Source organism: Pedobacter sp. AC464 (assembly GCF_979253075.1).
Genome location: NZ_CEEDBV010000001.1, coordinates 249,242 through 263,037 on the forward strand (window position 1 = coordinate 249,242; position 13,796 = coordinate 263,037).

Consider the following 13,796-nt stretch of genomic DNA (forward strand, 5'->3'; position numbering starts at 1 on the left):
TAGAATAAACCAGCACATGGTGAAAATGTTTGGACTGGTAAGGCTTGTGACTTAGCAAATGGGGTTTTTTAAGATTCGGGATTCATTTTATTTCAATCTTCATGGTTTTGTAACCGAGATTACCTGCCATGTCTGGACCCTCAATCCAGACGGTGTAACTTCTTTCTTATCTGCAGAAAAGGAAACAAAGCTGGCAAGTCCGGCTTCATTCGTCAACGCGTTAGGGTTCCAATATATAGTTGACCGAAAATCGGGTTTTGCACTATACCTGGTTACAGCAGTATATTTTGGGCTATAGAAAGTTTTGTTATCGCCATATTTTAAGTTAAAAAAAAAAGAGGCCGTTTGTCAACAGCCTCTTTACAAATCATTTATTTGAACTTATGCGTTTTGATTAAGGAAAACGAAGTTGTGATCAAACATATCCAGTTTAATCTTACTATCCTTATCAACTTTTCCGGCAAGTATTTCTTTAGATAACTCGTTTAAAATACGTTTTTGAATCACCCTTTTCAAAGGCCTTGCACCAAATTGAGGGTCGTAACCCAATTGTGCCAGCCAATCTAAGGCTTCATCACTGGCATCCATTTCAATACCCATTTCCGCAAGTGTTTGCTGTACCTGTTTAAATTGCAAAGCAACAATATCTCTAATTTCGTTGCGGTTTAGCGGTGTAAACATTATCAGTTCATCAATTCGATTTAAAAACTCGGGCCGAATTGTTTGCTTCAATACCTCAAACAGTTCGTTTTTGGTTTTCGCGATTACTTCGTCTCTGTTTTCATCACGCAAATCTTTAAAGTTATCCTGAATTAAGTGTGCACCAATGTTCGAGGTCATGATGATGATCGTATTTTTGAAATTCACCGTTCTACCTTTGTTGTCAGTTAAGCGGCTATCGTCTAAAACCTGCAATAAAATATTAAAAACATCCGGATGCGCTTTTTCAATCTCATCAAGCAGAACAACAGAATATGGTTTACGCCTAACGGCTTCTGTCAATTGTCCGCCTTCATCGTAGCCCACGTATCCTGGAGGCGCACCAATCAGGCGTGAAACTGCATGGCGTTCCTGGTATTCACTCATGTCGATTCTGGTTAGCGCATTTTCATCGTTAAATAAAAACTCAGCCAGTGCTTTTGCCAGCTCGGTTTTACCCACGCCGGTTGTACCTAAAAAGATGAAGGAACCGATTGGTTTCCGCTTATCCTGCAAGCCTGCACGAGAGCGACGGATGGCATCTGAAATGGCCTCTATAGCTTCATCCTGACCAGCAACCCGCTGATGCAATTCTGCCTCCAGGTTGAGCAGTTTTTCTCTTTCACTGGCGATCAGTTTTGTAACAGGAATGCCAGTCCAGCGGCCCACTACGCCTGCAATATCATCGGCAGTTACTTCCTCTTTCAGCATTCTGCTATCGCTCTGCTGATTTTCCAAATCTACTTTGAGCTTTTCAAAAGTGTCTTGAGCCTCTTTAATTTTTCCGTACCTGATTTCGGCAACCTTGCCATAATCTCCGGCTCGTTCAGCCTGTTCAGCTTCAAGTTTATACTGCTCAATGAGCTCCATTTGCCTGTTCAGGTTATCAACCAAACTCTTTTCGCTTTGCCATTTTGCTTTCAACTCATCGCGTTCTGCTGAAAGGTTTGCAATATCCTCTGAAAGTTCTTTTACTTTTTTATCGTCCTTTTCCCGTTTTATCGCTTCACGTTCAATTTCAAGCCGCATAATCTCACGGTCAAGAGCGTCAACATTTTCTGGCACGCTGTCCATTTCCATGCGCAGTTTTGAAGCAGCTTCATCCATCAAATCGATAGCCTTATCCGGCAAAAAGCGGTCAGAAATGTACCGCTGACTCATCTCAACTGCAGCGATTATAGCCTCGTCTTTAATCCTAACTTTGTGGTGGGTTTCATAGCGTTCTTTTAGCCCACGAAGAATAGAAATTGCATCCTGAGTATCAGGCTCTTCAACCATTACCTTTTGGAAACGGCGTTCGAGCGCTTTGTCCTTCTCTAAATATTTTTGGTACTCATCTAGCGTAGTTGCGCCTATAGCACGTAATTCGCCACGGGCTAAGGCAGGCTTTAAAATATTCGCGGCGTCCATGGCACCTTCTCCACCGCCAGCGCCAACTAAAGTGTGTATTTCATCGATAAACAGCACAATATCGCCATCACTTTGCGTAACCTCTTTTACTACAGCTTTTAGACGCTCTTCAAATTCACCTTTATATTTCGCACCGGCAATTAAAGCGCCCATATCCAATGAATAAACAGTTTTGCTCTTCAAATTTTCAGGTACATCACCTTTAATAATTCTAAAGGCAATTCCCTCTGCAATCGCGGTTTTACCAACGCCAGGTTCGCCAATTAGTATCGGATTGTTCTTAGTTCTGCGAGATAAAATCTGAATAACACGTCGGATTTCCTCATCACGTCCGATTACCGGATCTAACTTACCACTCTCGGCATACTCATTTAAATTACGTGCATATTTTCCTAAAGCCTGATACGTTGCCTCCGCATTTTGGTCGGTTACGCGATTATCGCCGCGTAGCTCGGTAATGGCTTTTTTAAGGTCTTTTTCGTTAACGCCCTGTTCTTTCAGTAATTTTGATGTACTATCATTAACGGCTAAAATACCTAACAGCAAATGTTCCACGGATACAAACTCATCTTTAAATTCTTTTAAAAATGACTGTGCCTTTTGAAGTACATTATTTGTGTTTGATGACAAATAGACATTACTTCCGCTTACTTTCGGGAACCTCGAAATTTCTGTATCTAGATTTTGATTTAATAAGTTAAGGTTAACATTCAGTTTCTTTAACACATAAGAAACCACGTTTTCATCAACAGTAAGCAAACCTTTAAGCAGGTGTGCCGTTTCAATAGCCTGTTGCTGGTTGCCTTGGGCTATCTCAGAAGCCTGTTGAATTGCTTCCTGGGCTTTTATTGTATAATTGTTGAAGTTCATATAACCGTTTTAATCAAAACAGATGCCATAGCAGTTTTACTTTTACGATCGGAAATTTTGTCTGCCCAAAACATTACAGACTGACTAAAATACTGATAGCTAGTAGTTTGTGCTGAAAATTTGGCGTATTTTTTGGATGCGGATATTCGAAATGAAAAATCGTTTATTGAAGGTAGCAAAAATCAATTCCACTGTATAAACTCCTGCATCTTGTAACGCAAAAAAGATAATGCACAAAAAAAAGCATCTGCCAGAAGGCAAATGCTTTTTTTTATAATCGATTGGGAACAGTTTAATGGTCTTCAACACTAACCGTATATCTATCCCAATATCTCTTTTAATTTTTCTGTTTGGTGGTCAGCAAGTTTTTGCAGCGGACCGGAGGCTAGCATTTTCATCATCATATTTAAGTCTGCAGAGATGATGTGTTTCGCAGTAGTAGTTCCGTTTCCATTGTCTTCAACTGTCCATTTCAATTCTACTTCAAAGGGTGCTTTTTCTGTAGGAATGGCGGTTAACTCCTGGTTTTCTACGCGATTGGAAATTTTAATAGCCAGTTTAGCCATGTTTTGGATGGTAAAACGGGCTTCATCTTCAGTAGATTCCCAATTGTAAATATTTTCCGGCATCAGTTGCTGATGGTTGTTCATGTTTGAGAGAAAAGTATAAACCTCCGAAACAGGTTTATTTACTTCTACAGCGCTTTCGATAATCGTCATTATGTATTTTATTAGAGTTATTCTAAATTCAAATCTAAGATTCGGGACTTGCTACTTGTCCCCATTCTGATGGATTTAATCGCCACTTGCTCAACAATTCCATATCGCTTTTGGCAATAATGCTGTGCTCGGCAGCGTAATCAATCAGCGCCCGGTAATTTGATAAGGTTAGGTAACGGCATTTTGCTGCGGTAAAGTTTTCATCTGCCTTTTCAAAGCCGTAAGTAAAAATTGCGGCTAAACCGGCAACCGATAAACCGGCCGCTCTCAGCGCTTCAACTGCTTGTAAGCTACTTTTTCCGGTAGAAATCAAATCTTCGATAACCACCACACGCTGTCCTTCTACAACTTCGCCTTCAATAAGGCTCCCGGTGCCGTGTTCTTTGGCTTTAGCCCTTACATAGATAAAAGGTAAACCCAATTCCTGGGCTACCAAAACGCCTTGAGGAATTCCGGCAGTTGCCACACCAGCAATAACATCAACCGAACCAAATTCTTCCTGGATGGCTTGTGCTAATTTCTGACGAATGTAAGTTCTAACCTGTGGGTGAGAAAGTGTAATCCGGTTATCGCAATAAATTGGCGACTTCCAACCAGATGCCCATGTAAAAGGATTATTAGGTTGTAATTTAATTGCCTTTATTTGTAATAAAAATTCCGCTACCTTTAATTCAATATCACTTTTATTATACATGGCCCAAAAATACAGAATTTATATCAACGATAACACCCTCTTTATATCAGATGTTTTGCCAGAACAAAAGGAAAAAATTCAACAGCTTGAATTTCAGGATTTTGATTTGCAGACATTTTACAAAAAATTAAAAAATGGGTCGAAGAAGAGCTACATTTTTTTAACTAAAAACCCGAAGGAAACCTTTAAAAAGCTAAAAAAGAATTGTGAAATTATTAAGGCTGCGGGTGGCTTAGTGGAAAGTATTAATGGTAACTATCTTTTTATTTTCAGAAACAAGAAATGGGATTTGCCAAAAGGAAAGCTTGAAGATGGTGAGAATATGAAAGAAACCGCCGTTAGAGAAGTAGAAGAGGAATGTGGAATTAAGGTTGCGAAGCGAGAGGAAAAGCTTTGTAAAACCTATCACGTTTACCCGATGGGTTCGAAAATGGTAATCAAAAAAACCAACTGGTACAAAATGAAAGTAAAGGGCGAACCTAAGTTGATTCCTCAAAAAGAAGAAGGAATTGATGAGGCCGTTTGGTTGGATAAAAATCACATCGGACCCATTGTAAAAAACACCTTTCCATCAATTATGGATGTGTTAAGAGCCGGAGGAATTTTGTAATCAGCCTGAAAGTTTCTAATTATTTAGCCAGTAGTTTAAAACACCTGGGTATGTTATAACCTGGTGGCTTCAATTTTCTTTCGCAGCTGTTGCAATTGTGGCAAAAAAATAGTGATTCTTAATACGACCGCTAATTTTCGTAGTCAAGTTCATCAACAATTTTCTTCACCCTGTTCAGGTATCTTCCATAGTAAAACCATGCCCACATTTCAGTAATTGCCCCGATAACCAAAATCGAGATGAAACAGTTTAAAATTAGGTAAACAGGTGAAAGTTTAGTCAGGATTCTTGCAAAAACAGCCGATCGCTCAATGAAAAGATAAACAGCAATAAAGGCTAGCCCTATAAAAGCGATAATATAAGTAAGTGCTTTATAGAGTTCTATGTTTAATTTCATTTCGTAGAAAAACCAAAGTATACTCTTTCGACTATCCGTCGTCAAATCATAAGAGTTTTTATAAAACCGATAAAATTTGAAAAAGTAATAGGCTGTAAAACCGCAAATAACCGCGTAAAAAGTTAGGTACACGGTCGTCATGGTTGCGGCAAAGCCGAAAAGATAGGGGATAGCGGCCATCAAAACCAGTGCAATTATCTGGTAATTAAACTCGTGTTTCATTTTTCTTCTGATAATGTCGACAGGCGTTCTGGCTTGCTTTATTTTAAGCATATCTGCAGAAATAGCACTGTCTTCGATGCCATCAGCACCCCAATCATTTTTTATATCGTCAAAATTCATAACCGTTTTTCTTAATAATGAGTTGTAATTTTTCTTTCGTTCTATTGAGTTTAACCCTTGCATTTACCTCGCTAATCCCGAGGTTTTCAGCGATTTCTCTGTGTGATAAATTTTCGAGAAAGAGAAATATCAAAGCTTTTTCTACTGCGTTCAATTCATGAACGGCTTTGTATAAATAAGCAAGTTTCTCTTCCTTGTGCTCGCCCTCATTAGTGTCGATAACGTCGATATCATCATCTAAGGGCGTTTTATCTACCTTCCGGTTTTCTTTTTTAAAATAAACTAAAGCCGTATTTAGTGCTACGCGATACATCCAGGTAGAAAATTTGCTGTTGCCTTTAAAGGTTGGGTAAGCTTTCCAAAGCTGCATCACGATTTCCTGAAATAAGTCTCGTTGTTGCTCAGCATCATCCATATACATTTTCGCAACTTTATGTACAATTGCTTTATGCTGATTAATCAAGGCGAGAAATTTCGTTTCAATCCCTTTCATTTAGAACTGGTTGGGCTAAATGAAAGAATTTTCTGAACAAACCGGCAAGTCTTCATATCGAGAAAGATGCTTCATAAATAATCGTTTACATTATAGGTATTCGATTTTTGAAAACGTTACAGGCTTTTGAAAAGAAAAAGGGAATTTTAGATTTATTACAGAAAACGAAGTGCTTCTTTGGGTACAAAGGGACTAACATCACCATGGTTTCTTAAAATATCTCTTACAATAGTAGAGCTGATTGCTGAGTATTCAGGCTTGCTCAAAAGTAAAATCGTTTCTACTTCAGGCATCATGGTTTGGTTAATTTGTGCGATGGCTCTTTCGTATTCAAAATCAGAAGCCGAACGAATGCCACGAACCATGTAGGTTGCGCTTATTTTTCTGCAAAAATCAACTGTTAGGCCTTCATAGGTTCTAATTTCGATATTTTTATAACCTTCGAAAACTGTTTCTAAAATTTGAAGTCGCTGTTCGGCAGTAAGAAAATTTTGCTTGGAACTGTTTAGTCCGATGCCGATAACAATCTTGTCGAAAAGTGGAGTAGCACGTTGTAAAATGTTTACATGGGCTATTGTGATTGGGTCAAATGAACCTGGAAACAGTGCTATTTTCATAACTCAAATATAAATTTTTAAGCTGAAAGGAGAAAGTTTAAAGTATAGAGCTTCACACCCGTCATTGCAGCAAACGACCAATCTTTAATGCTCGCTCGGAAAAATATAGCGGAGTGAACTTATCAATATGTGGTTTTTATCAATCGCTTTTGCAGAAAAATGCGAAAAAAAGATTGCAATATTTAGCGCTCAAAAACCATTTTGTTGGGTTTGTCTCGGCCTTTATAACCTAAAATCTATGCGGTTTTCGGTTAACTAAATTCGAAAAAGCTAAACGATGAATTGCCATACTTTCTGGTTTCGGTAAATCCAGGCTGGCTGTTAAGTTTCATGTTACTTTGATGTTCAACAACTAATAATCCGTTGGGTTTTAATAGCGCTTGTGTAGCAACCATTACAGGTATTTGCGGGATGTTAGGCATGTTGTAAGGTGGGTCGGCGAAGATCAAATCGTAAGACCCTGTCATTTGTGTTAAGAGCTTAAAAACATCACCTTTACGAACTTCTACCTGATCAAACTCAAGCTTTTTTGCGGTAGTTTTAACCCAGTTTACACATCCGTAATCCATATCAATCGCCAGGATTTTTTCAGCGTGTCTGGAGGCAAATTCAAAGGTTAAATTGCCTGTTCCACAGAATAAATCCAGAACTGAGCAATTTTCGAAATCGAATTTGTTATTTAAAATATTAAAAAGCGCCTCTTTTGCCATATCGGTAGTCGGGCGGACAGGCAGATTTGCGGGTGGCTGCAAACGAATCCCTTTTAGTTTTCCTCCAATTATTCGCATAAATCTAAAGCAAGTAAGCCGCTGAAATAGTGTTTAGGCATGTCGGCCAGTAAGTCACTGCTCTGTTTTCCAGCCGGAAGAAAGAAATAAAGGTTATTGAAGTATTTCAAAAGGGTGTTGTAATAATCATCATCCTCATTAATTATGCCTTGCAGATAAACAGAAACTGATTCATTTAAACCCAGTTGTTCGATAATCAGCAATAAAAAATAGTTGAATTCTTCTGCTGTTTCTGCGCTGTAATGATTTTGAAAAATGACCTTTTTGTCCTTAACAAATAATACATTAAACGTCGAAGCCGTGAAATCAATCAATAATGCATCTCCAGACAAATTTCCAAATAAAGCAAACAAGGGAGATGATTGCGGGTAAAACTGCGTCTCTTTCGGGAGTTTATCTTCTACTTTTTCACTTATTGAGAACAGGGTGTTGAAGCCTAGTTCAGAATGATGTTGAGTGTATAACTTACCTTCCGAACCCAGAAACTTGGAATAAACTGATTGATTGTCGGCATCGAACCATTCGTGGGGAACGAAAATAAAATTTGAAGTGTACACTGCCGCCTTGATTGCACCATATTTTTGAGTTAGATGGGCATCTGTTTCAAAGGCTAGTTTCAAATCCTGTTCTATATCTCCAGAATGCTGTTTGTCGAAAATCACATTCACTTGCCCACGCTCTTTGTTTACAACTGCATACGAAAAGCTATCGTTCGTTATTTTCAGTAGCAAGTGGCAATTAATTGATTCAGCAATTTTAAAATTCGGGTCGATTAGTAAAAGGCTGTTATTACTCATTGAAACAAAAATAGAGTTTTTTAGAGATTAACCACAACTGAAATGACACAAAACAAAAAAAACGGATGAAACGGGTTTTACACAAAGGTTTAAACTGTGTTCTGCGGATGGTCGGGCAATTTTTCGATTTTTATTTACAGATGCAAATGTTTTGCCACACAAACACGGAATTTAGTTGAAACTGATATTATTGTTTGTTTTATTACGCTCAAAACACGGTCTGTTTATAATTGTCGTCCAGTATTTTTGACACAGAAACACAAAATTTACAGAATCTGATATGTTTTGTTTCTTGATGTAGGCATGCTTTCTTGGTGGATGTTAGATAGTATTCTGCCATACAATGCGGACTCTGTTAATTTTCTTATCGTAATTTCTGTGGGTGATGTGGTAAAATCTTTTTACCAAAATCAAACCTTTGCATTATCTGAAATTCGAAATATTCAGCTTAAATTCGGAACATGAGTTATAAGTCTACTTATAAAGCTGCAAACACAGTTGCGGCTAAAATAGAGCAACATTTTATTAAGCTGCATGCTAATGCGGCTGCCCAGGGTGAGGTTGATTTGGCAACGCAGCCAGATAGAAAGACCATCGAGGCTTTGATAGATGTTGCTTTCTGGAGTAGTTTACGCAAAGAGGAGGGACATTCGCCCCGTATTTCGGTTGCTTTTTTGCCACCCTCGCAAACCTCTAAACCACTAAAATTTGCCAAACCACTGCCCCTTAACGCCAACACACTTACTAAAATTGCACCAGGCGTAGAACGCTCGGGAATTCACCTGGGCGTTTGGGAAGAAGATGGAGAGCTTTACATTTGGGGCACAACTTTAAATATTCCGAACTTTTGCTTTGTAGTTGATGTTTCTGAACCCGGCCTCATCGTAATTAAGCACCGCAGAATCTATGGGATTGGTAAATACACAAATGTTGCTGTTTTAAAAGGTGAGCAGATAAGAATCGTTGATGATACATCTTGTACAAATCGAGATTGTCCGCCGATTTTGAAGGCCTTATTAGATTTAACCGTTTTGGCAAGCTGGAACGACCCGATAAATATTTTGATTCAGTTTTCAGTTTCTATGCGTAGCCATGGCCGGGGCGGGGCGTTGCTAATTGTACCCAAGGGCGATGAAAAATGGGAAGATTCTATCATCCATCCTATACAGTATTTGGTTGAACCTCCATTTTGCGGGCTATCAAATCTGGCAAAGCAGAGCGGCAACCAAAGCGAAATTTTCTCTCAGGGTGCTTTACGTCGAGAGGTAGAACATTTAGCAGGATTAACTGCTGTTGATGGCGCTACAATTATTAATGAACAGTTCGATTTAATCGCTTTTGGAGCCAAAATTGGTCGGGCGAAAGGCAAACCAACTGTAGAACAAATTGCGTTTTCCGAACCAATTGTTGGTGGAGAAGATAAGATTTTGTATCCTGGTCAGCTGGGTGGAACAAGGCATTTTTCTGTTGCCCAATTCGTTAATGACCAACCTCAGGCAATTGGTTTAGTAGCCTCGCAGGATGGCCATTTCACAATTTTTAGCTGGAGTAAGCAACAAAATATGGTGATGGCGCACAGAATCGAAACTTTACTATTGTAAGCTGTGATCCGTAAGTTGTAGAGCAGATTTAGACGGAAGGTAGATAATCTGCTTCAAACATATTGTATTCGAAGCCAGGATGTTTGCATTTTTGCGGGTAAGACTTTAAAAATAGCTTATATCTTTGCCATCTAAACCGTATTGTAGCGTTATACTTTTTTGTAAGCAAGCCGATAACCTTCGTGTTCCGTTCGCAAAAAAGATTTAGCGAAAAGACGGGCTGCCGAAACCTATTTGTAACGTAGTTGGTTTTCCAAATCTTAAGGCAAATACTTTTTAAAATTATTTTTCAATAAAACGATTCAACAATTCATGTATATCGACAAAAGTGAACTTATTGCCCAGGCTTACGCACACACGCCGACCAAAGAGCAATTGCTTTTTTGCGAACGGATGTCGAGGTTTTTGCAGGAAAGTGATGAGTACCGCTGTTTTGTGCTGAAGGGCTATGCCGGAACCGGTAAAACAACATCGGTGGCGGCATTGGTGAAGGTGTTAAATAAGTTCAATTTACGGAGCGAATTGTTGGCCCCAACAGGCCGGGCGGCAAAGGTAATGAGTCAGTATTCTTACCGCAAGGCATTAACCATACATAAAAGAATTTATAGGAAACGCTCAGCGGCATCGCCGGAAATGCAATTTCAGATAGCGCCAAATCTGGCTGAGCATACGCTTTTTATAATTGATGAAGCCTCGATGATTGCTGATGAATTTAATGAAACGGGTTCGTCTATATTGCGGGATTTGCTTGAATTTGTGTACAATACCAAGAATTGTTTTTTGCTTTTTGTGGGCGACACGGCGCAGTTACCGCCGGTTGGAAGTTTAGAGAGTCCGGCTTTGAACGAAAAATATTTGCAGGATAAATTTGCTTTAACCGTGAGCTCTGTAGAGTTGAAAGAAGTGGTTCGACAAGAGAAAAAATCGGGTATTTTGGCAAATGCAACGATGTTAAGAATGCAGATTTCTAAAAATCCTGAAAATCCTTTACCCAGGTTTTTGACTAAAAATTATAAAGACATTTACAATATGGCGGGCGCAAGGTTGGTTGAAGGCCTTGAATATGCTTACCGAAAATTTGGTATAGAAAATACGCTGGTGGTATGCCGTTCCAATAAATCGGCAAACGTTTACAACCAGCAAATCCGGGCAAGGCTGCTTTATCGGGAAGAAGAACTTACGGGCGGCGACCAGATTATGGTGGTTCGAAATAACTATTTTTGGCTACCCGAAAATGAAGAGACTGCCTTTATTGCGAATGGCGACATGGCCAAAGTGATTCGGGTTCGCGGCGAAGAAGAACGCTATGGTTTCCGCTTTGCGGATGCCACATTGGAGTTTTTGGATTTCCCGGCGGCCGGCCAAATTAGTTGCAAAGTGATGCTTGATACCCTAAATCTCGAATCGGCAAACCTACCGTACGAACAAAATAAGAAGCTTTTTGATGGTTTAAACGAAGATTACGAACACATTGCCAACAAACGCGAACGCATGCTGGCCATAAAAGCCGACCCTTTTTACAATGCACTGCAAATTAAATTTGCATATGCAGTTACTTGCCATAAAGCGCAGGGCGGGCAGTGGGATGCTGTTTTTGCCGACCAAGGTTACCTAACCGAAGAGATGATCGATTTGGATTTTCTACGTTGGTTGTACACCGCCGTAACCCGGGCAAAAAAGGAACTTTACCTGGTAAATTTTGCTCCGCAATTGTTCGCAAAAACTGCGCAGGAAGATTATTTTTAGAAGCTTGCGGCGAAGTTGAAGTTTGGATTGATGCAGATTTGAAAATACAACACAAATAAAAGAAAATTCTGGTTTAAAGCCGAGTTCAACTTGCTAATAGCTTAATGATGCGTTTATAAAAGCAGCAAGTTTTAGTTTGAAACGCCTTACTGCGCATCAGCATTTATTTAACGAAGTAAACAAAATTACAAGCTGTAAATGAGCTTTAATTCTTACATTGATTTTTTAACTAATTTGATATGAAATTTGCATTTAGCCTAAAAAACAAGTTGAAAGTAGCTTTCTTACTTTTTTGTATTATGTGTTGCACTCTACTAATCCGTTTTCTGGAGGATAAAAGTGTAAGCAAAATAAACGAATCTTTCATCTCCATGTACAATGACAGGCTGGTGCCCGCCACCGACTTGTACTTTATTGCCGAAAACCTCTACCACAAAAATGACATCATTCAAAATGCATTGGCTGATGATGAACAGTTATTAAAAAGCGTTTCGCGAATTGATAAACACAATCGAAAAATTGATTCGGTTGTTAATAAATTTGAGCTGACTTTGCTGGTAAAACAGGAAAAAACATTTTTGGAAGATTTAAAACAGGCGTTAAAAATGCAGCGGGAAATAGAACGTAAAATTCTTGGCTTATCGGTTGAGAACGCAAAAGAAACCTACAAAGTAATTGGAAGGAGCACTTCTGCGCAAACTTTGAATAAACTTTCCGCACTAATTAAAATTCAATCAAAGGTGGGTGATGAGTTGATTAAAGATTCAAAAATCTTCGTTTCGGGCACTAAAATTTACTCTACTTTTCAAGGAATTTTGGCTGTAATTATAGGCATCATGATTGTATCCATCATTTCGGCCTCAAATATTGTTAAAATCCAAAATGATAAATTCAACCTAAATTAAAAGATATGGATTTGAATACAGGCTTTGAAAAGGAATGTAAGCTTAACTGTACTTACATTCCCGATACTTTAAACAACAATTATTCTGCGTCGTTGTCGGTTAATAGCCGGATGGAATCATCAGAAAGAACGATTAAACGCTCTTTGTAAAGCGAGCCAATTGTTTTTTTAAACGCACTTTTGCTAATTTGGAAACGATGATAGATTTCTTCCGGAGAACTTTTGTCGCCAAGCTCAATTACTCCACCTTCCTTTTTCAAAGCAGCTAAAATAGTCTCTTTCGAATCTAAAATATGACCGTAACCGCTCGGTTGCAAGGTTAAATCAATCTTACCTTCTAAACGGATTTTCTTAATCCAGCCCCTGCGTTGTTCCCCAATCTGAATGTTGTCAAAAACTTCATTGTGATACAACAAACCGATGTAGGCATTATTTATTATTGCATTAAATCCTAAATCGGTTTCTTCGGTAATCAACAGGCTTACCTCATCTCCTTCTTCAAAATCAAAGTTTTCCTCTTCAACAAAATCATACAATTTTGACGATGCCAGGAGTCTGTCGTTATTTTCATCCAGATACAAATACACCACATATTTGTAGCCTTTTTGCATCGGTCTTTTTTGTTCTTTCGTAGGCACATAAACATCCTTATCGATGCCTAAATCCATGAAAACGCCCTCGTCGCCATCAGAAACAACTTTTAGGAACGCAAAATCGCCTACTTCGGCGTATGCTTTCTGGGTTGTTCCGGTTAGGCGGCCATCTTTTTGAATGTAAACGAAAACGCTCACATTGTCGCCAATTTCTAAACCTTTTGGTACGTATTGGTAGGGCAAAATAACCAACTTATCGCCATCAGTTAAATTCAAACCGGCCTCAGTTTTACTTAAAACCCTTAATTCGTTATACTTTCCTATTTCAATCATAATGTGGGCACCATTTTCTTCAATGGTTGTGCTGCAAAGGTAGCAATGTTTGTGTGGAATACGTTTTTAAATCTTCCGAAAATGTTCAGGCCATCAATCGGCAATAGCTGCTCAAGTTATTATCATCAACATATATAAAAGTAAAAACCGATAATTGATTTAAAATTACCATGTCCCTTTTGG

The 13,796-nt window shown here is 38.8% G+C and carries 14 protein-coding genes; 5 read left to right on the plus strand and 9 right to left on the minus strand.

Annotation, left to right across the window (positions count from 1 at the left end; all coding sequences use genetic code 11):
• Positions 1-58 precede the first annotated feature (58 nt).
• The gene (locus AC0IWT_RS01035; RefSeq protein WP_471795594.1) at positions 59-298 is read left to right on the plus strand and encodes a hypothetical protein; all 240 of its coding nucleotides are present in this window, start codon (positions 59-61) and stop codon (positions 296-298) included.
• Positions 299-381: 83 nt separating this feature from the next.
• Here the strand turns inward: AC0IWT_RS01035 and clpB are convergent, their stop codons facing one another.
• From clpB to pyrE, 3 genes are all read right to left on the minus strand, one after another.
• On the minus strand, positions 382-2,979 hold the full coding sequence (gene clpB, locus AC0IWT_RS01040; protein ID WP_471795595.1) for an ATP-dependent chaperone ClpB: 2,598 nt from the start codon (positions 2,977-2,979) through the stop codon (positions 382-384).
• Between the two features lie 320 nt (positions 2,980-3,299).
• Positions 3,300-3,698, minus strand: a complete 399-nt coding sequence (locus AC0IWT_RS01045) for an SRPBCC family protein (protein WP_056870844.1) — start codon at positions 3,696-3,698, stop codon at positions 3,300-3,302.
• Positions 3,699-3,732: 34 nt separating this feature from the next.
• Positions 3,733-4,392 (minus strand): orotate phosphoribosyltransferase, encoded by a 660-nt coding sequence (gene pyrE / locus AC0IWT_RS01050; protein WP_471795596.1) that lies wholly within the window; start codon positions 4,390-4,392, stop codon positions 3,733-3,735.
• On the opposite strand from pyrE, the gene AC0IWT_RS01055 reads away from it, so the two are divergent.
• Entirely contained in the window at positions 4,391-5,002 is a 612-nt protein-coding gene (locus tag AC0IWT_RS01055) for an NUDIX hydrolase (protein WP_471795597.1), read from the plus strand. The two genes, pyrE and AC0IWT_RS01055, sit on opposite strands and share 2 nt — an antisense overlap.
• A gap of 130 nt (positions 5,003-5,132) precedes the next feature.
• Here the strand turns inward: AC0IWT_RS01055 and AC0IWT_RS01060 are convergent, their stop codons facing one another.
• From AC0IWT_RS01060 to AC0IWT_RS01080, 5 genes are all read right to left on the minus strand, one after another.
• Positions 5,133-5,741, minus strand: a complete 609-nt coding sequence (locus AC0IWT_RS01060; RefSeq protein ID WP_471795598.1) for a hypothetical protein — start codon at positions 5,739-5,741, stop codon at positions 5,133-5,135.
• Positions 5,731-6,234 carry an RNA polymerase sigma factor gene (locus AC0IWT_RS01065; protein WP_471795599.1) on the minus strand — a complete coding sequence of 168 codons (504 nt, stop codon included), beginning with the start codon at positions 6,232-6,234 and terminating at the stop codon, positions 5,731-5,733. Before AC0IWT_RS01065 ends, AC0IWT_RS01060 begins: the two co-directional genes overlap by 11 nt.
• Positions 6,235-6,389: 155 nt before the next feature.
• Positions 6,390-6,851, minus strand: coding sequence for a pantetheine-phosphate adenylyltransferase (gene coaD, locus AC0IWT_RS01070; protein WP_056870839.1), 462 nt, complete (start codon positions 6,849-6,851; stop codon positions 6,390-6,392).
• 251 nt (positions 6,852-7,102) lie between these two features.
• Complete coding sequence (rsmD, locus tag AC0IWT_RS01075) at positions 7,103-7,639, minus strand: 16S rRNA (guanine(966)-N(2))-methyltransferase RsmD (protein WP_471795600.1); 537 nt, start codon at positions 7,637-7,639, stop codon at positions 7,103-7,105.
• Entirely contained in the window at positions 7,630-8,436 is an 807-nt protein-coding gene (locus AC0IWT_RS01080) for a DUF3822 family protein (protein WP_471795601.1), read from the minus strand. The genes rsmD and AC0IWT_RS01080 overlap by 10 nt, the downstream gene beginning before the upstream one ends.
• Positions 8,437-8,897: 461 nt before the next feature.
• Between AC0IWT_RS01080 and AC0IWT_RS01085 the strand changes: the two genes are divergently transcribed.
• The 3 genes from AC0IWT_RS01085 (at position 8,898) to AC0IWT_RS01095 (ending at position 12,688) form a co-directional block, all read left to right on the plus strand.
• Positions 8,898-10,037 carry a putative sensor domain DACNV-containing protein gene (locus AC0IWT_RS01085; protein WP_471795602.1) on the plus strand — a complete coding sequence of 380 codons (1,140 nt, stop codon included), beginning with the start codon at positions 8,898-8,900 and terminating at the stop codon, positions 10,035-10,037.
• A gap of 312 nt (positions 10,038-10,349) precedes the next feature.
• Positions 10,350-11,783 carry an ATP-dependent DNA helicase gene (locus AC0IWT_RS01090; RefSeq protein ID WP_471795603.1) on the plus strand — a complete coding sequence of 478 codons (1,434 nt, stop codon included), beginning with the start codon at positions 10,350-10,352 and terminating at the stop codon, positions 11,781-11,783.
• A gap of 239 nt (positions 11,784-12,022) precedes the next feature.
• Entirely contained in the window at positions 12,023-12,688 is a 666-nt protein-coding gene (locus tag AC0IWT_RS01095; protein WP_471795604.1) for an MCP four helix bundle domain-containing protein, read from the plus strand.
• A 79-nt stretch (positions 12,689-12,767) separates the two neighbouring features.
• Here AC0IWT_RS01095 and AC0IWT_RS01100 read toward each other — a convergent pair whose 3' ends face one another.
• The gene (locus AC0IWT_RS01100) at positions 12,768-13,613 is read right to left on the minus strand and encodes a CvfB family protein (RefSeq protein ID WP_056870833.1); all 846 of its coding nucleotides are present in this window, start codon (positions 13,611-13,613) and stop codon (positions 12,768-12,770) included.
• Positions 13,614-13,796: the final 183 nt, after the last annotated feature.